This is a genomic window from Acidobacteriota bacterium (assembly GCA_016716905.1).
GTDB lineage: Bacteria > Acidobacteriota > Vicinamibacteria > Vicinamibacterales > SCN-69-37 > SYFT01.
Genome location: JADJUS010000004.1, coordinates 118959 through 136989, shown reverse-complemented (window position 1 = coordinate 136989; position 18031 = coordinate 118959). Strand labels below are relative to the sequence as shown.

General features: G+C 65.2%; 13 protein-coding genes and 1 pseudogene. 5 read left to right on the top strand and 9 right to left on the bottom strand.

Translation table 11 applies throughout. The features are described 5' to 3' along the window. Positions 1 to 3: 3 nt before the first annotated feature. From nagA to IPL75_04440, 4 genes are all read right to left on the bottom strand, one after another. The gene (gene nagA, locus IPL75_04455) at positions 4 to 1263 is read right to left on the bottom strand and encodes an N-acetylglucosamine-6-phosphate deacetylase (protein MBK9239512.1); all 1260 of its coding nucleotides are present in this window, start codon (positions 1261 to 1263) and stop codon (positions 4 to 6) included. Then, positions 1263 to 2036, bottom strand: coding sequence for an enoyl-ACP reductase (locus IPL75_04450; GenBank protein MBK9239511.1), 774 nt, complete (start codon positions 2034 to 2036; stop codon positions 1263 to 1265). The genes nagA and IPL75_04450 overlap by 1 nt, the downstream gene beginning before the upstream one ends. Before the next feature lie 6 nt (positions 2037 to 2042). Then, positions 2043 to 2837: a hypothetical protein gene (locus IPL75_04445; GenBank protein ID MBK9239510.1), complete on the bottom strand. Its 795-nt coding sequence runs from the start codon at positions 2835 to 2837 to the stop codon at positions 2043 to 2045. A gap of 119 nt (positions 2838 to 2956) precedes the next feature. Further along, a complete protein-coding gene (locus tag IPL75_04440; GenBank protein ID MBK9239509.1) occupies positions 2957 to 4648 on the bottom strand; it encodes a hypothetical protein in 1692 nt (563 codons plus the stop codon). A gap of 414 nt (positions 4649 to 5062) precedes the next feature. Here IPL75_04440 and IPL75_04435 point away from each other — a divergent pair, with 414 nt between their 5' ends. Then, positions 5063 to 6352: a PQQ-like beta-propeller repeat protein gene (locus IPL75_04435; protein ID MBK9239508.1), complete on the top strand. Its 1290-nt coding sequence runs from the start codon at positions 5063 to 5065 to the stop codon at positions 6350 to 6352. Between the two features lie 3 nt (positions 6353 to 6355). After that, complete coding sequence (locus IPL75_04430; protein MBK9239507.1) at positions 6356 to 6574, top strand: hypothetical protein; 219 nt, start codon at positions 6356 to 6358, stop codon at positions 6572 to 6574. 63 nt (positions 6575 to 6637) lie between these two features. On the opposite strand, the gene IPL75_04425 is transcribed toward IPL75_04430, so the two are convergent. From IPL75_04425 to IPL75_04415, 3 genes are read right to left on the bottom strand one after another with little or no spacing between them, the layout of a single operon-like run. Continuing rightward, a complete protein-coding gene (locus tag IPL75_04425; GenBank protein MBK9239506.1) occupies positions 6638 to 7861 on the bottom strand; it encodes an MFS transporter in 1224 nt (407 codons plus the stop codon). Positions 7862 to 7869: 8 nt separating this feature from the next. Then, positions 7870 to 9525: a hydantoinase B/oxoprolinase family protein gene (locus IPL75_04420; GenBank protein MBK9239505.1), complete on the bottom strand. Its 1656-nt coding sequence runs from the start codon at positions 9523 to 9525 to the stop codon at positions 7870 to 7872. Continuing rightward, positions 9522 to 11504 carry a hydantoinase/oxoprolinase family protein gene (locus tag IPL75_04415; GenBank protein ID MBK9239504.1) on the bottom strand — a complete coding sequence of 661 codons (1983 nt, stop codon included), beginning with the start codon at positions 11502 to 11504 and terminating at the stop codon, positions 9522 to 9524. The genes IPL75_04420 and IPL75_04415 overlap by 4 nt, the downstream gene beginning before the upstream one ends. A 151-nt stretch (positions 11505 to 11655) precedes the next feature. Between IPL75_04415 and IPL75_04410 the strand changes: the two genes are divergently transcribed. Both IPL75_04410 and IPL75_04405 read left to right on the top strand, forming a co-directional pair. Beyond that, the gene (locus tag IPL75_04410; GenBank protein ID MBK9239503.1) at positions 11656 to 12243 is read left to right on the top strand and encodes a hypothetical protein; all 588 of its coding nucleotides are present in this window, start codon (positions 11656 to 11658) and stop codon (positions 12241 to 12243) included. After that, a complete protein-coding gene (locus tag IPL75_04405) occupies positions 12230 to 12616 on the top strand; it encodes a transcriptional regulator (GenBank protein ID MBK9239502.1) in 387 nt (128 codons plus the stop codon). Before IPL75_04410 ends, IPL75_04405 begins: the two co-directional genes overlap by 14 nt. A gap of 56 nt (positions 12617 to 12672) precedes the next feature. Here the strand turns inward: IPL75_04405 and IPL75_04400 are convergent, their stop codons facing one another. Continuing rightward, a complete protein-coding gene (locus IPL75_04400; GenBank protein ID MBK9239501.1) occupies positions 12673 to 13800 on the bottom strand; it encodes a DGQHR domain-containing protein in 1128 nt (375 codons plus the stop codon). A 54-nt stretch (positions 13801 to 13854) separates the two neighbouring features. Here IPL75_04400 and IPL75_04395 point away from each other — a divergent pair. Beyond that, positions 13855 to 14985: pseudogene (locus tag IPL75_04395) on the top strand (hypothetical protein). Positions 14986 to 16976: 1991 nt separating this feature from the next. Here IPL75_04395 and IPL75_04390 read toward each other — a convergent pair. Further along, complete coding sequence (locus IPL75_04390; GenBank protein MBK9239500.1) at positions 16977 to 17990, bottom strand: DUF1624 domain-containing protein; 1014 nt, start codon at positions 17988 to 17990, stop codon at positions 16977 to 16979. Between the last annotated feature and the right edge of the window lie 41 nt (positions 17991 to 18031).

The window sequence follows — 18031 nt, the reverse complement described above, 5'->3', positions numbered from 1 at the left end:
TCCTTACGGTCGTACGGGGTGCGACGTTCGACCGCCCACCCAGGTTTGGACCACCCGAAGGCCGGGGGTCAGGATGGCCAGGTCCGCCAGGCTGCCAGGGGCAATCACGCCTTGTCCGATGAGGCCGAGTTCGCGGGCCGGGGTGGTGGAACACAGCAGGGCGGCCTCTACAAGCGACTGCCCCGCCTGGGTCACCAGGGTTGCAAACACCCGATCCATCGTGGCCACGCTCCCCGCCAGCGTCCCATCGTCGAGCCGCGCCACATCGCCGACGGTGATATTGCGGCCACCGAGACGGGCGCAGGAACCGCGCGGCAGGCCCGCGCCGGCCGTGCCGTCAGTGATCGCCATCATCCGGCTGTGTCCTTTGGCGGCAATGGCCACGCGCATCACCGCGGGATGGACGTGATGGCCGTCGCAGATGAGTTCAGCGGCCACTTCGTCGCTCGACAACACGGCGCCCACGAGGCCGGGGTCGCGATGTCCCATGGGCGACATGCGATTGAACAGGTGTGTGGCGTGCCGGGCGCCCGCGTCGATGGCCTCGCGCGCCTGGTCGAACGTGGCGCCGGAGTGGCCCAGCGACACCCTGATGCCCGCCTGGACCGCCGCGCGCAGCAGGTCCATCCCGCCGGGCATCTCCGGCGCCATGGTGAGGATGCCGACGTCGGGAGACAAAAACGACCTCAGAGGTCGTTTTGTTGCATCGTCTGCAAAACGACCTCTGAGGTCGATTTTGTCATCTCCCGCAAAACGACCTCTGAGGTCGTTTTCTTGACCTCTGAGGTCGTTTTTCTGCTCGTACGTCCACAGCCACTCCGTCGGCTGCGCGCCGCAGTACGCGGGATTGATGAAGTTGCTTTCGAGGTGCGCGCGCAAGACGCGTGCGGCGCCGGGTTCGGGTGCGCTTCGCGCGGCCGCCACCGAATCCAGAAATGCAGAGAGGGTGTCGGGCGAACACGCCACCGACGTGGGGCAAAACGCCGTGACCCCGAATCGTGAAAGCTCGCGCGCCACCGACGCCACGGCTGTGGCGCCGTCCAGCACATCGATGCCCATCACGCCATGCACGTGCACATCGACGAACCCCGGCACCACCAGTTGCCCGGTGGCATCCACGCGCCGCTCGCTGTGTGAGAGTTCCCTTGGCCCGCTCGTCAGGTCAACGATGCGGTCACCTTCCATCACCACCGTGAGTCCTGACGCCACGCGGTCCGGCAAGACCACATCGGCGCCCGACAGGAAGGTTCGCGTGACGGACACTACACGCCCATGGCGTGGAAGCCGGCGTCCACCATCAGCACTTCAGCCGTGATTCCGCGACCCGCCGGACTCAGCAGAAAGATCGCCGCGTCTGCCACTTCGCTGGTGTCCACTGTGCGACGCAGGGGGGCACGATCGCGATAGGTCTGCAGAATGGACGAAAACCCCGACACGCCGGATGCGGCCAGCGTTTTGATGGGCCCCGCGGAAATGGCGTTCACGCGAATGCCCTGCGGGCCGAGGTCGCTCGCAAGATAGCGCACCGACGCCTCGAGCGCGGCCTTGGCCACACCCATCACGTTGTAGTTGGTGAACACGCGGTCGCTGCCCAGATACGTCAGCGTGACGATGCTGCCACCACCGCGGGCGGCCATCAGCGGCGCGGCACGGCGCGTGAGCGCCACGAGGGAGTACGCGCTGACATCAAGCGCAATGCGGAACCCTTCGCGCGACGTCTGCGAGAACGGCGCGGCCAGGTCTTCGCGCAGGGCATACGCGGCGCCGTGCAGCATGAAGTCCAACCCACCGTGCTGCGTCTGGATGTTCTCAAACAGCGCATCGATCTGCGCATCGTCAGTCACATCACACGGCAGAACCGTGACGTTGGGCAAGGTCGCCGCCAGCTCGCGAACGTTTTCTTCAAGCCGTTCGCCGGCATACGTGAGGATGAGTGACGCGCCCTGGGCCGAGGCCGCCTGGGCGATCGCCCACGCAATCGACCGCTTGTTGGCCACGCCGACGATGAGGCCAACTTTGGAAGTGAGTTGTGTCATGAGCGATTAGTTCTGCGGTGGTCTGGGTGACTTGTGCCGACGCCGCCGGCGTCCACCGCCAGGCCGCTGTCCGTTCGGTGAACCGGGCTGGCCTTCACCCTGTCCTGGTCCCTGCCCTTGTCCTTGCGGGTCGGGGCGGAACCCGCCGCGGTGACCATTGGAATTGCCGTTGGCGCCCTGGCTGCTGCGGTCGTGCCATCCGCCACCACCCGAGCCTCCGTACCCGCTGCCATTGCCGTTGCCATTCCCACCGCCGCCACGAAATTGCTGCGAGCCGCGCACATTGCGCTGGTGCATCGTGAATTCGGGAATCGCTCGGGGGGGAGGGGGCTGGCTGTCGTTGCGGGGAAGGGATGCGCGTATCAAGCGCCTGTTGAGCGACCACCCTTCGTCTATCACCAGCGGAGCCGGTTCGGGATCGGCTGCCGGGGCGGCAGCGGCCACGGCTTGCGGCGTTGGCTCGGCTATTGGCGCGTGGACAGGCGGAGGAGGCGCGGCCACCACCACCGGCACCGGGACGACAACCGGCTCAGGCGGCGGGGGCACGGGCGTGCCTCCGGTCACGTTCGCCAGCACCTGGTCGTAAAGAGCGGTCTGCTCGTCTTCTTTCGTTCGAGCGGCCTTCTTCCGAGCGGGCGCCTTGCCTCCCTTGTAGACGTGGTCGGCCTCGCATGCAGTGCAGCGAGTTTGCCGAATCGCGTCCTCAACGATGGCGACGATCGCGTGGTTGGTAACACGGCGTTCTCTCGGACAGTAGTCGTCCACGAGATCGCCCAAGCGCAGCGGGCGCTGCTGTTCCATTCGTATTAGTACTCCTGCAATTGCGACCACCCAAAACCAAGGTCAGACATGACCTCAAAGCGCAATACATCGGGTGTTCGTGTAGGTCGAGGGAGGATAACCCACCCCTCCGCCCAGAGTCAATTCACGTCTGCAGACGAGTCAAGCCAGCGCAGGGCCGCCTCAAGCGTGGCGTCGCGGCCAGCCCTGAGGGCCTGCAGGGTGAGAGGGACGACCTGATCGGGCACCACGCCCTCGCCCTCGAGGCGGCGTCCGGTGGCGGTCACAAAGTCACCGACCACGTACATCAGCAGGTCGCCGTTGGGTAGACGACGGGTGGACGCCGGCAGGGCCTGCCCCAGGGTCTGGCGGCCGAAGACCCTCGCCCGGCCAAGGCTCTGAAGGGCTCCGGCGAAGCACTCTGAGGCGCTGGCGGTCAGCTCGTCCACCAGGATGGCCACAGGGCCTCCGTACGGCACCACCGGCACGCCCTCGGGTGTGACCATCCGCGGGTTCGCGCGAAATACTAGATCCGACGAGCGGGTCTTCATATGGCCCAGCACCTCGGGTGTGGTGAAGAGGTGTCCGGCCACGCCGGAGATCATTGCCGCCAGACCGCCGGGATTCCCTCGCAGGTCGATCACGATGCCCTTCGCCGATCGAAAGCGATTGACCGCGCGGGCCACGGGGTCGTTCACCGGCGTCATCCACACGTTGAACCCAATGACGCCAACGGGCCGGCCAGCTGGCGTCTCCGCCGCGCGCTCGGTGACCGCCGTGACAAACGGCGGCAGGTCGCCAAGCACCACGCGTTCACCGGCCTCCACCGATCGACTGACCTTGATGACTCGTTCGCCTCGGTCATCACTCACGCGCACGGTGGCCGTTGAGCCGGGCGCGCCCGAGAGACTCCGCTGCACGCGACGCCATACATCCAGAGCACGCGTACGCGGATCAACACCCGAGGCCTGTGGTCGAAACCACTTCGATGCCGCTTCATCGTCAATCGCGAGCAGCACCTGGCCTGAGGTAAGGCCGGCATTCGCCGCGGCCGAGCCGGCAGTCACGCGCGTGATCACCACATCGTCCTTGAGCACGCGAACATCGACGCCCACGGTGGCCCCACCCGCGCGCGGGGGATCGTCGCTTGTGGCTGTCGAAGTCATGAGCACGAAGTGCGAGCGCTTGAGGCGAGCGAGCATCTCGTGGATGGGGCGCCGGGAATCTTCCGGACTGGTGGCGGACAAGACGCGAGGCCGGAGTTCGTCGCGCACCGCGGCCCAGTTCAAGCCGCCGAAGCCGGGATCAAAAAATGAATCGTTGATGGTGGTCCAGGCTTCGTCGAAACTGGCCACGGCCTCGGCGCGCCATGGCTCCACGGGCTGGGCGGGCGCCGCGTCGGTCTTCATGATGGCGCGGATGATGGCGGGCGGATCGAATACCTCGGGTTTGAGCGTGTTGTATTCGTAGGTCTCGAAGATGAAGTGTTGCTCGACGCCCATCGCCGCCTGGATCAGCCGGGCGGGGTGGGTCATGGCGCCAAACGCCTTGTAGTCCCTGAGCGTGACGGTGGTGGGCACCACGCCCATCGGCGTCTGGCTGTCGCCGGAAAAACCGAGCAGGTAACCCCGCTCGGCATCAAAGAAGTGTTCTCGGGTCTGGCCCGACACAAACACCACGTGCGTCTTGAACGCCGGCCGGCCGTCGAACTCCACGCGAGCGGTGGTGGTGATCGATTTCACGAGATCGGGTGGATGCAGGACGGCGTCGAAGTGCGCGTCGTTGCGCATCTCGTCGAGCTGTGGGCCGGTCACAATCGACGGCCCCACCATCGGGATCCAGCATCCATCCCACCGTGCCGTTGTAGCCGCTCTCGGCCTTTCCGATCCCACCCAGTTCCAGTCGGAGGATCGCTTTCGCCGGCCGCCCGGCCAACACTTCGAACGTGCCGCGAATGTTCTGCGCGGGCAGCTCCGTCACGCCTGTTGCGCGAAGTGAGGTCGTTGCGCGAACGAGGTCTGCGCCACCGATGGCGGCGAGATGTTTCGCGACGAGGCTCGCACCGCTGGGCAGATCCTGTTCGCGAGCGGACGCTCCTGCGCCCCAGGCGCCACCCAGAGCGAGAACGCCGGCCAAGGCACGCATTCGCCGCGTCAGACGGCCATGAGAACGTGTCACCATAAGTTATCCGTAGTTGATGATACGCGGCCCGCGCCACCTTTGACGCGGGTCACAAGGAGATGTGAATGCGACTGCGCCTCATGAGTGCGACATTGGTGCTGCTGTCCGCGGTGGCGGCGTTGCCTGCGATTGACCAGCCCGCGGCATCGGGCAATTGGCCGCAGTGGCGCGGGCCCAACCGCGATGGCATTTCCACCGATACCGGTCTGTTGCAGACATGGCCCGAGGGTGGCCCGCGCAAACTCTTCACCGCCATGGGCATGGGGGCCGGTTTCTCAAGCGTGGCCGTCACGGGCGGACGTATCTACACGATGGGCGACAGGCGCGACGGACAGTACGCGCTGGCGTTCAACGAAGCCGACGGCGCACCGATCTGGGCCGCGCGTGTAGGCGAAACACATCAGGACGAATACGGCGGGCCGCGTGCCACACCAACGGTTGATGGCAACTCGGTGTACGTGCTCAGTTCCGACGGCACTGTCGTCGCACTCGATGCCGCGACCGGGCGAAACATCTGGAGCAAAAGCCTGACGCGCGATTACAGGGCTCCCACACCGACGTGGCTGTTCGCTGAATCGCCGCTTGTGGACGGCGCCCATGTCATCGTGAGCCCCGGCTCGAACGCTGCCGCAATGGTGGCGCTCGAAAAGACCACGGGGAAAGAAATCTGGCGGACGCAGCAGCCCGGGATTGGATCGGGCGGCGTCAACGGCCCCGACTATTCGTCGATCGTCATTTCCAACGGCGGAGGCGTGAAGCAGTACGTGCGCCTGGCCGGCCGGGGCGCGATCGGCGTGCGTGCGAGTGATGGCGTGTTCCTCTGGGGATACAACCGCGTGGCAAATGGCACGGCCAATATCCCCACGCCACTGGTCAAAGGTGACCTGGTATTTGCCTCTTCGGGTTATGGCACCGGGTCGGCCCTGCTGCAATTGGCATCAGGCGCCGAAGGACGCGTCACGGCGTCCGAGAAGTACTTCCTTGAGGGACGCACGTTCCAGAATCACCACGGCGGCATGGTGCTCATTGGCAACCACGTCTACGCGGGCCACGGACATCGCCTGGGTTTCCCGATGTGCATCGAACTCGCGTCAGGAAAAGTGATGTGGGGCGGCAACTTCCGCAATGACGGCAGCGGTTCCGCGGCGATCACGGCGGCCGACGGACACGTCTACTTTCGCTACGAAAACGGCGTGATGATGCTGATTGAGGCCTCACCCACGGCGTACCGCGAAAAGGGCAAGTTCCAGATTCCAGGCGTTCGCAACCCCAGTTGGTCGCATCCCGTGGTCACCGGGGGCCGGATGTATCTTCGCGAACAAGACGCCCTTCACGTCTATGATGTGAAGCGGTAACGCATGCTCAAAGGCACCCGCACAGCCGTCATCCACCGTATCCAGCCGATGTCGATTCACGGCCAGATCTCGCTTGATGTGTTCTGGACCGACCCGGAAGATCCCGAAGGCGAAATCCGTCACGCGCGCGTCGGAAACGAAGCGGTGCCGAAGCACATGGCTGCGGGAGACACGGTCACGCTCCACTACCTCATGGGGATGGTCACCGAGATAACCAAGTAGTCCAGAGTCCAGAGTCCAAGGTCCAGGGTTCGCTGAGCGCCTGGCTTCGCCGGCGGTCTTTTCTTACTGAATCGCCCGGCCCTTGGTCTCGGGGATCACTATCCAGAACGCGGCCGCGAGCAGGTATGCCACGGCCGTGATCGAGAGCGCGCTCGGGTAGCCGTTTGTCTGGGCGATTGAGCCCACCATCCACGGCGCGGCGGCGCTTGCGACGCGGCCCACGTTGTAGGTGATGCCCTGCGCGGTGGCGCGCACGGCGGTGGGATACAGCTCCGCTGTGACCGCACCGAACCCGCTGAAGTAACCCGTGCCGAAGAACGCGACAACAGGTCCCAGTGCGAGCAAGACCCATGGCGTGGTCGTGTACGCGTAGGCCAGCACAAGCGCGGCGGCGGCCACCAAATATCCCACGTAGGTCTTGCGACGGCCGACGCTGTCGCTCACGTAACCGAACGTGACATACCCGAACCACATGCCGACCTGCATGACCACGATGAACCAGTTCATCGCGGCATTCGACAAGCCGATGCCTCCGGTGTCAGGTGCCGCGCGCAGATACGACGGAATCCAGGAGTTGAGTCCCCACCACGCGAACATCGTGCACGCGTTCATCAGCGTCACAGCCAGCGTGATGCGCAGCATCGGGCCACCCATCGCTTCGCCGAGCGACACACGAGTGGGTTTGGCCTTTTCGGCCGTCCACATCGCGGGCTCCTCTACGCTGCGGCGCACCCAGTACGCACAAAACGCCGGCAGCACACCAACGAAGAACACCGCACGCCACCCCAGCCCCGCGACATCCTGGACCAGATAGTTCACGATGGCAGCGAGGGCGTAGCCGATGGCCCAGGAACTCTGCATGAAGCCGAGTGCCTTGCCGCGGTCTTTCTCTTTCCAGGTCTCGGACACAAGCGCGGCACCGCTGGCCCACTCACCACCCATTCCGAAACCCAGGAAGATGCGGAAGACGGCCAACTGCGCCACCGTCTGCGCGAACCCGCACGCGGCAGTGAAGACCGAGTACACCAGCACGCTCAACATCAGTGCGCGTGTGCGTCCCCACTTGTCGGCGAGCACGCCGAAGATCAGTCCGCCGGCCGCCGACGCCAGCAACGTCAGCGACTGCAGCGACCCAGCGGTGGCCGCGTCGATGCCCAGCTCGTTGCGCACGGCCAGCAGCACCAGCGCGTACAACATGACGTCGAACGAATCGAGCATCCAGCCAAGCGAGGCTGCGACCAGCGACTTTCGTGCGGTCCGATCTGCGTCATGCCACCAGCTGAACATGTTGTTAACTACTTCCCATAACCCCCGCCGCCGGGGGTTTCTACCCGCAGACGATCTCCTGCGCGCAGCGTGATCTGCACTTTGCCCGGCAAGGGCGTTTCCTTGCCATCGCGAATCAACGTGTTCCTACCCACGCCTCCAGGCCCGCCGCCTCTGACGCCGTACGGCGCGAGGCGACGCCGATCCGTGAGCAACGTGACCGACGTCTCCACCAGCATCTCGTATTCGCGCACCAGGCCCTCGCCGCCGGGGGCGGCACCGGCACCGCCGCTTCCCTGCCGCAGACCATACTGCCGAATGCGCACCGGAAGATAGTGCTCAATGGCCTCAGACGGGGTGTTGCGCGTGTTGCTCATGTGCACGTGCACGCCGCTCAGGCCGGCCATGCCCTTGCGCCCGCCCATGCCGCCGCCCATCGTCTCGTAATACGCAAACTGCCGGCCGGTCCTGGGGTCGGCCCCCCCCAGCGTCACGTTATTCATCGTGCCCTGACTGGCCGCCGGCCATCGATCGGGTTGCGCCTTCCCAAGAGCGCCCAGCACCACGTCGGTGATGCGTTGCGACGTTTCGACGTTGCCTCCAGCCACGGCGGACGGCCGAAGCGCATTCACGATCGACCCTTCGGGAGCGATGACCTGAATCGGCCGACCCACGCCCGCGTTATAGAGCACGTCGTCTTGCACGAGACACCGGAAGGCATACAGGCAGGCCGAAAGCGTGATGGCGTAGTTCGCGTTCACGCTACCGGTGACCTGCGGCGCTGAGCCGGTGAAGTCGACGACGGCGCGGTCCTTCCGAATCGTCACCTTCACGCGAATCGGTACCGACGCATCACTGAACCCGTCGTCATCCAGCGCGTCTTCGAAGGTGTACTCGCCATCGCGAATGCCCTTGATGGCGTGGCGCACCACGCGTTCGGTGTAGTCCTGCAACGCCGCGGCATAACGCATGGTCTGCGCGCGACCGTAACGGGCGACGACCGCGCGGAGGCGAGTCTCGGCCACGCGGTTGGCGGCGATCTGCGCGGCGATGTCGCCCTCGCGTTCATCGGGTGTGCGCACGTTGTTGAGGAGGAGGGCCATGATGTCCTCCACGATCTGCCCTCGCCGGGCCAGACGGACCGGCGGGATGATCAGGCCCTCCTGGTAGATCTCGCGCGCGACTGGCATCGACCCCGGACTCATGCCCCCGACGTCCGAGTGATGCGCGCGATTGGCCACGTAGAACGCCGGGCGCTGCCGGGTCTGAAGACCCGGCCTCCGAGGAACGGAACGCTGCGCCTGAAGACCCGACCGGCTTTTCCGGATGGAGGCCGGGTCTTCAGACCCGGCAATTGCGTCCAGAAACACGGGTGACACCAGCGTGATGTCGGGCAGGTGTGTGCCGCCCCGGAAGGGGTCGTTGAGCATCACGATATCGCCCGGTTCCATGTCCACGGCATCGATGGCGGCGCGCACCGAGAGCGGCATTGCGCCCAGATGCACCGGCATGTGATCGCCCTGCGCGATGGTGTTGCCATCGGCGTCGTAGACGGCGCACGAGTAATCGAGCCGTTCCTTGATGTTTGGTGAGAACCCTGTGCGGCACAGGGTGACGCCCATCTCCTCGGCGATGGAGAGGAACAGGTTCTTGAAGACTTCGAATTCGATAGGGTTCGGCTTCATGACGCCCGCCCTTTCTGCGCAACAACGTTGCCGAAACCATCCACCTTGAACTTCCAGCCGGGCGGGACCACGGCGGTTGCTTCACCGCCGGCGATGACTGCGGGACCAGACGCGTGCGACCCTGGTTTCAGATCATCCCAGCGGTAGAACGCGACCTTCACGTTTTTCCCAGCGAAACGGCCGGGGCGAACAACAGTGGGCTTTGCCTTCGACGCGCCGCGGACTTTGGTGAACGGCAGCTTTGGCTTGTCGGTGATACCCGCGGCCGAGACGCGAACGTTGACCACTTCAGTGGCGCGTGCCGGGTTTGAGTAGCCGTAGGTCTTGCCATGCTGCTGGTCGAATACTTTCCGATAGTCAGCGGTGAGCGGCAATGTGATTTCGAACGACTGGCCGACGTACCGCACGTCCACAGACAGCGTGATCACTTGACGCTTCGCCGGGAACCCTTCGCCCTCGAGTTCAGCCTTCGCGGCTGCGACGAGCGGCGCACACAGGCGTTCCAAGTCCTTCACGCCCACTTGTGAACTCGTCTTGAGCACGCTGGCCGAATAGTCTTTCGTCACGTCGGCCACCAGCATGCCGAGTGCGGACAGCACGCCTGCATGCCTGGGCACAATCACCGTCTTGATCTCCAGTTGCTGCGCGATCTCGCAGGCGTGCATGCCGCCCGCGCCGCCGAAGGCCAGCAGTGCAAAGTCGCGCGGGTCGTGACCACGTTCGACCGACACCACACGAATCGCGCGCTCCATGTTCGCGTTCGCCACTCGCACAATGCCGTCGGCGAGTTCGGGTACCGACAGCCCGGTCTGTTTGGCAAGCGCGGCCGCCACGCGTTGCGTGCGGGCGGCGTCGATTGTCATGCGCCCACCGAGAAAGTAGTCCGGGTCGAGCCGGCCGAGCAGCAGGTTGGCGTCAGTGACTGTCAATTCCTCACCAACGCCATAACAGACGGGACCAGGATTCGCGCCGGCGCTCCGGGGCCCAACCCGCAGTGCACCGCCTGTGTCGAGGTACGCGATCGATCCACCGCCGGCACCCACCGTGTGGATATCGATGAGAGGCAGCCGCACCGGAAAGTCTCCTACCTTCGAATCCGTCGTCCGTCCAATCCCATCGTCTATGAGGCTGACGTCGGTGGACGTGCCGCCCATATCGAATGAGATGACGCGCGGAAAACCGGCGGCATGTGCCACAGCGCTGGCCCCGACGACGCCGGCGGCGGGGCCGGAGAGCACCGTACGCACAGCCTGCGCCCGCGCCGCCCCGGCTGAAATACATCCGCCGTTGGACTGCATTATTGATAGTCGGGCCCGGGTCAGGGTTCGCTCCAGCGTTCCCAAGTACCGATCCATCAGGGGCGTCACGTAGGCGTTGACCACCGTCGTGCTCCAGCGTTCAAACTCGCGGTACTCCGGCAGCACCTCGTGCGACGTACACACCGCGAGACCCGACTGCCGAAGCAGCGTGGCCACCTGTTGTTCGTGGGCCGGATTTGCGTATGAATGCAGGAGGCAGACGGCGACGATGGTGGCGCCGCGGTCGTGGATGAGGCGGGCGAGGCGGTCCACTTCCTCTTCGTTGACCGCTTGGAGAACCGCGCCAGAAGCATCGAGCCGCTCGGTGACTCCGAAGGTCAGGTCCGGGTCCACAAGCGGAGGCCGTGGCGCAACGAAGACGTTGTAGAGCTCGGGGCGCGTCTGCCGCCCGATCTTCAGGACGTCTTCGAACCCGCGCGTAGCGACCAGTGCCACTCGCGCGCCCTTGCGTTCCAGCACGGCGTTGGTGGCCACGGTGGAGCCATGAACGACGTCGAGGGACGTGGCCTGGCCGGTGAGGTGTCGAATGCCGTCGAGAATCGAGCGCGACGGGTCGTCGGGGGTGGACCGCTGCTTGTGGACGACGAGACCATCCGGCCCCAGATGAACGAAGTCGGTGAACGTACCACCGGTGTCGATGCCGATACGTGAACGCACCAAGGGATATTAGAGGTCCAGGGTCCAGAGGTCCAGAGTCCAGAGTCCAGGGTCCTGGGGAACTGAGGAACTGGGGCTCCGCTCTGCAGGTCACACCAGCCCGCAATCTGGTTATTGACAATAACTAAATCCGAGCACAGACTGACTCATGGCCATGGCCGCTGACTCGATTCGCCACTTGACCCGTGCCTACATCGGCGCACGCGTGTTCCTGGGATTGCTCTTCTGGTGGGCGCTGATGCACAACATCTATGCGGTACTGAAGATCATCGGCGATCCGAATCCGCGCCTACGACTGTGGCTCGACCTGGGCGCCGTCGTCACGGCTGCGACCCTCGGAACGTACTACCAATGGCGCTTCGGACGAGTGGAGCCCCCAAGGCCGTCCCTATGGGATCGCCCCTTTCAGGAATTCAGGTACGGCGTCGTCGGCCCAACGGCACTGGGGCTACTGCTTCTGGCGGCCCTGGTTCTCGGGGCGGAAGCCGGGGCGCGCCCCAGGGATCTTTTGTGGGTGATGATCTCTGGAGCCACGGCGATGTCACTGGCGGCCAGCCGTGGCGATCAACGGGCTCGGCTGATGGCAGGTGCTGTCGCCGCGATGCTGTTCGCCACGCTTGTGGCGCCGGTCCTTCGGCCGTTCCAGGTGGTGGGTCATCTCGGAATGGTGGCCGTGCTTATCGCCTCGGCAGTGCAACTGCACCTCTTCCTGGTGCGGGAGTTCCGGCATGCCCACGTCTAAAGACGCGCCGTTCGAACGGCTGGTGGCCGCGGACAAGTTGGTGCACGAGCCGGCCCGGCTCGCCGTGCTCACTGCGCTCTCGGCGTGTGAATCAGCGGACTTCGTGTTTCTCCAGCGCCTGACAGGCCTGCAGCCCGGCAATCTCTCGCAGCACCTGGCCAAACTCGAGGAGGCAGGCCTCGTCACGCTCGCCAAGGCCTTCCTCAGCAAATATCCTCAGACAACGGTCCGGATTACGGTGACGGGCCGGAAGGCTCTGACCGAGCACTGGAAGCGGCTGGACGCGTTGAAGCAGGAAGTGCAGTCGTGGCCGAGCCCGCGCGGGGTGCATCTACGGGCAAGCGCACTGACTCGACGCGAGACGGAAGGGTAGGATCGCCGCTATCAGGAGGCCCCCCGGACACCCTTCCCCCACCCGACGTCCTGGCCCTACCCGATAGACCCTTCGGGATATTGCAGGGCGAGGCGGAGTTCCTTCACGAGCTGATCGACTGTCGAGCCCGAGCGCTTCCAGGCGCCGTCGGTTTCGAACCGGAGGTCGCCGATGCGGCGGCCCCAAGGGGCGATGATGCGGCCGATGGCGCGGAAGTCCGCGAGGTCGGCGTGCTGCTGGTCCAGGTGCCTGACGATATCTGGCGCAAGCCTGATGAAGGCGCGCAGCGCCGAGGCCGACTTGATGCTGTACTTGCGGCCGTTCCAGGCGGCGCCAAACACGACGGCCACCTGCTTGAAGTAGTTCACAAAGAAGCGCGTCGCTTCGTCGCGGAACTCATTGGTCTTCTTGACCGAGCCAAACGCTTCAGCGCCGAACAACTTCTTGAGTTCCTGCGCCAGCGGCGCCTGGGCCACGCGTCCATGTCCCACACCCAGCAACTTGATCTCACCAAACAGCGGCGAGTCTTCCCGCTCGCTGAGTGCGCGAACCACATCGTGCGCGGCCGCGAGGTTTTCATCGCGATACAGCTGCCGCCCCGAAAGCGCCACCAGGTGCGACGGGTTGAGTCGCGTGTGTTTCGCGTTGATCGTGACAAACATCTGGACGACGTGGTCTTCGGGGAGACGGTCAAAGATGATCGCCGGCACCGTGAAGGACTCGTCGCCAAAGTGCTCGATGCCCGCGTGGAGCGCGAGCAGGCGATGCTGGCCGTCGATCGCGCGCAGAATGCCTTCGCGCTCAGGCACCTTGAGGATGCCCAGCGACGGTTCGCCCGGCATGGCGTCGAACTTGAGCGCCTCGTCGCACGAGATGATGACGGCGCCTGGGATGGACGGAAGGTCGCGTGCCTGGCGGCACTGGTCGTAGTACCCCACCAGCTCGTCGATCTTCTTCCGGATGATTTGGCGCTGGTAGGCCTTGTCGCTCGAGGCGATTCGGCGCTCCAGAAAGTCCCACCGGACCTTGGACTGCCTGGCGTTTCCGCGGACGCCCGATGCGCCCTGATCGCCATAGCTCAGGACCTCGAAGCGTACGAGCTTGTCGATGTCCTTCGCGGTCAGCGAAGCCTGATAGAATTGGACGCCAAATTGCTGCATCCGGAGTGCGGCGACGGAAATCATAGGCGCGATTGTAGGTTGCGGCCTGTAGAATCTCAAGCCTTGAAGGAGTTACCGATGAGAATCGCTGGAGTTTCCCACCGAAGTTGGTGGATGTCGGCCGTCGGCCTGGCAGTATTTGTCCTGGCGGTGGCTACGGCCCCGGCCCAGCAATCGGTGACCGAGACCCGGGACCCGAAACAGGCCCAGGACGAAGAATTCGCGAAACTCTACAAGGAATGGACGGGAAATCCCATTTACGGCAGTCCGCTGGTGGACCACCTGCCGAAGGTGCCGGGCATCCCCACCCCCAAGGATGTGCTGGGGTATCACATCGGAGCCCCCGGGAAGCTCACCTACTACGAAGACATCCTCAAGTATTACCGGGCGTTGGCCGCAGCCACGCCCCGGGTGCGGATTGAATCCATCGGGAAGTCGGACGAGGGCCGGGAGCTGGTGGTGGTCTGGGTCTCCTCAGACGCCAACATCAAGGGCCTGCAGGGCAACCGCGACAACCTGGCCAAGCTGGCGGATCCCCGCGGCCTGAGCGACCCGCAGATCAAGAACCTCATTGCCACCACCAAGCCGCACTACCACCTGATGGGCGGTCTGCACTCGGGCGAACTCGGCCCCCCAGAGATGCTGATGGAGCTGGTGTATCGGCTGGCGGTGGAAACCTCGCCGCTCATCTCGCAGATCCGCAACAACGTGATCGTGTCGGTCACCCCGGTGGCCGATGCCGACGGGCGCGACCGCAACATCGACTGGTTCTACAAAGGCCTTGATGAGACTGCGGCCGCAGCGGCCGGTCAGCCGGGCGCCGTGGGCGGCGGTGGGCGCGGCGGGGGCGCGGGCGTCCCCTACTGGGGCAAGTACGTCTATCACGACAACAACCGCGACATTAACCTCTCGCAGATGCAGATGCGCGGCCTGGGCGACTGGTACTTCACCGCCCACCCGCCGATCATGCACGACCTGCACGAGTCGCTGACGCTGCTCTATACCTACAGCGGCGGCCCGCCCCAGAACCCGAACCTGGACCCCATCCTCTTCTCGGAACTGCCCTTCTTCTCGAACTTCGAGATGGCGCAGATGACCAAGTACGGCATGCCGGGCGTCTACACGCACGCATTCATGGACGGCTGGTCGCCGGGGTACCTCGGCTCGCTGGCCTACAACCACAACGGCCTGATGAAAATGTACGAGACGCAGTCGGGCCGTGACCTTCCGACGCCCGGTGCGCCGGCGGCGGCTGGAACGGCTCCTGCTGCAGGTGGCGCAGCGCCGCCTGCCGCGGCAGGCGCCGGTGGCGGCCGCGGTGCGGGACGAGGCGGCGGTCGTGGCGCCGGTGCGCCTGATGCGGCGCTGGGTGCGGGCCAGGGCGCGGGCCGAGGCGCCCCGGCTGGTGCCGGGCGTGGCGCCGGCCCGGGCGCAGGCGCGGCGGCAGGAGGCGGTCGCGCGGGCGGCGTGCCGACAGGTCGCGGCGGCGGTCAGCCGCGCGAGTGGTATCGCGGCCTGCCAGTGCCGCCGGATGCCGTGGCCAACTTCACGCGTCGCAACAACGCGAACTACATGCAGACGGGCGTGCTCTCGGCCCTGCAGCTCACGTCGATGTTCCCGAACCTCGTGGTCGAGAACTTCTACATGAAGACACGCAATTCCATCCGGCGCGGCCTCGACAATCCGCCCCACGCGTATGTGATTCCCGTGCAGCGCGACATGACGCGCGTGGCCGAACTCATCCGCATCATGGGCATCCAGGGCATCGAAGTGAGCCAGGCCACGGCGGAGTTCAAGCTCGGCGAAGAGACCTTCCCCGCAGGTTCGTACCTCGTGAAGGCCGGCCAGCCCTACTGGAACCTTGCGAAGAACCTCTTCGAGAAGCAGGACTATCCCGACGAGCGCCTCTCCACCTACGACGACTCGGGGTGGACGATGGGCCCGGCGATGGGTGTGGATATCCGCGAGATCAACAACAAGGACGTGCTGGAGGTGGGGACGAAGGTGGTCAAGACGTCCACGCACGCGGCCCGCATCATCGGCACCGGAACGGCCGGCATCGCGGTGGCGCACCTGGGTTCGAACAACATGGTGTCGTTCCGTTACGCGGTGCGCAACGTGCCGATGAAGGTGGCCAAGGCCAGCTTCACGGCATCGGGCATGGACTTCCCTGCCGGCTCGTTCATCGTGTCGACGCCCTCCGACATCGCGGCCGTGCGCGCTGCGGTGGAGAAGTTCGGCCTCACGGCTGCCACGCTGGCGTCCATCCCGACCGTGGCGACGCACGACGCAGACGTGCCGCGTGTGGCCATCTACTCGCAGTGGGGCGGCACGCAGGAACTGGGCTGGTACCGGCACGCGTTTGACCAGTTCGGCATTCCCTTCGACCTCATCTACAAAGAACGCGTGATGAAGGGCAACCTGAAGGCCGACTACGACGTGATCGTCATGGCGTACCAGGGCATTAACCGGCAATCGGTGATGCAGGCACCCAGCGCGCGGCCTGTGCCGTACATGAAGACCGACAAGTACAAGTTCCTCGGGATGTACGGCGAATCCCCCGACATCACGGGCGGCTTCGGCCAGGTGGGCGTGGATGCGTTCGCGGCCTTCCTCGAAGGCGGCGGCACGCTCATCGCCGCGCACAACGCGGTGCGGTTCCCGATCGAGTTCGGCTTCGCGCGCACCGTGGATACCGATCAGGTGGCCGGCATCACGGCGCAGCGCCCGCTCGTGCAGGCCGAGATCTCAAAGCCCGACCATCCGGTGTTCTACGGCTACGGCAACAAGAACTTCGGCGTGAAGTACGTGAGCGGTCCGTTCCTGCGCGTGGGCATGTCGGATCAGGAAAACGTCCTCGCCCGTTACGTCGGCGGCGACTCGTCCGTCATCTCCGGCTTGATGACCGGTGCGGATGTGCTCTCGCAGAAAGCCATCGCGGTTGACGTGCCCGGCGCACGCAACGGCAAAGGCCGCGTGCTCCTGTTTGCCAACAACCCGATCTACCGGTGGCAGAACCACGGCGAGTTCAACATGGTGTTCAACTCGATCGTGAACTGGAACGATCGGTAGAGTCCAGGGTCCAGAGTCCAGGGTCCAGAGTTCATTGAGCCGGCACCTTGCGGTGCCGGGGCTTTTTCCAAGAAAGCCCTGCGAAGCAGCTCCGCGAACCCTGGACCTTGGACTCTGGACCCTGGACGTTAAGCCCGCAGGTGCTCCGGTATCCAGGGCCGCTCGGTGCGCTTCGCCCACCATCGCGCCGCCACCAGCATGAGCGCGGTGAACGCGAGATAGGCGAGCGCCGTTTCGCCGAGCGTCAGCGATCGCTTCCAGGCGGCGCTGAACATGCCGTACGCCAACTCCACGTGCACCCAGTAGACGAAGAGCGACGTCTGCCCGAACAGCACCACCGGACTCCACCGGTGTGCGTTCGCTCGTGACATCCACCACCACGCTCCCGACAACGCCATCGTCATCACCCCGGTCCTGATGAGGAAGAAGGACAGCGAGGTGGTCCAGAAACTGGAGTTGAATGGCGACGGCACAAACGCCGCGATGGTGCCGACGATGACGATGGCGGCGCCGGCCTGAGCGAGTTGGCCGTGGAAGCGGCGTTCGTCGGCGGCAGGACGTGAGCGGGCGATCCAGACGCCAACCGCGCAGCCGACCAGGACAAACGCCAACCAGGGAAAGAGCGCGAACTGGCCCCATCCGCCGTTGGGCCTGATGTAGGCCTCGAGCCGCGGGTGCAGCAAGGTGGGCCACCACCAGACTCGTGAGAGCGGCGTGATCACGACCAGGATGAATGCCGGCACCAACAGCCAGGCCACGCGCCGTTTCAGCGCGTCACTGCGTCCCCAGCACCATGCGGTGACGACCATGCCAAGGCCGAGGATGTTGAGGATGTCGGGCTTGAAGATGCTGTCCACGCGCGCCCAGGGATTGCCGAGGAACGACTGCAGCCGGAAGATGTGCGCGAACAGGAAGACCTGCCAGCCGCGTTTCTGCAGCGCCCAGGCGGCGTCACGCAGCGACTTCCCTTTTCGCTGCTGCGACGCGGCGGCAAACGGAATGGCCAGGCCGGCGAGAAACAGGAACAGCGGCGCGGCCGTGCCGCCGATGAGCGCCAGCGCCGTGAACACGCCGCCTTGTCGTGAGGCATCGGTGCTCCACGCATCCACCACGTGCCACTCGATCATGAACAACACGGCCACGCCGCGAAGCCAGTCGATGTACGGGCGACGCGGGGTGGGCG

Coding starts and splice junctions, on each gene's coding strand:
- IPL75_04435 (MBK9239508.1), top strand. CDS start 5,063: ATGCGACTGCGCCTCATGAGTGCGACATTGGTGCTGCTGTCCGCGGTG.
- IPL75_04405 (MBK9239502.1), top strand. CDS start 12,230: ATGCCCACGTCTAAAGACGCGCCGTTCGAACGGCTGGTGGCCGCGGAC.
- IPL75_04450 (MBK9239511.1), bottom strand. CDS start 2,036: ATGACACAACTCACTTCCAAAGTTGGCCTCATCGTCGGCGTGGCCAAC.
- IPL75_04400 (MBK9239501.1), bottom strand. CDS start 13,800: ATGATTTCCGTCGCCGCACTCCGGATGCAGCAATTTGGCGTCCAATTC.
- IPL75_04420 (MBK9239505.1), bottom strand. CDS start 9,525: ATGAAGCCGAACCCTATCGAATTCGAAGTCTTCAAGAACCTGTTCCTC.
- IPL75_04410 (MBK9239503.1), top strand. CDS start 11,656: ATGGCCGCTGACTCGATTCGCCACTTGACCCGTGCCTACATCGGCGCA.
- IPL75_04425 (MBK9239506.1), bottom strand. CDS start 7,861: ATGTTCAGCTGGTGGCATGACGCAGATCGGACCGCACGAAAGTCGCTG.
- IPL75_04445 (MBK9239510.1), bottom strand. CDS start 2,837: ATGGAACAGCAGCGCCCGCTGCGCTTGGGCGATCTCGTGGACGACTAC.
- IPL75_04430 (MBK9239507.1), top strand. CDS start 6,356: ATGCTCAAAGGCACCCGCACAGCCGTCATCCACCGTATCCAGCCGATG.
- IPL75_04440 (MBK9239509.1), bottom strand. CDS start 4,648: ATGGTGGGGCCGTCGATTGTGACCGGCCCACAGCTCGACGAGATGCGC.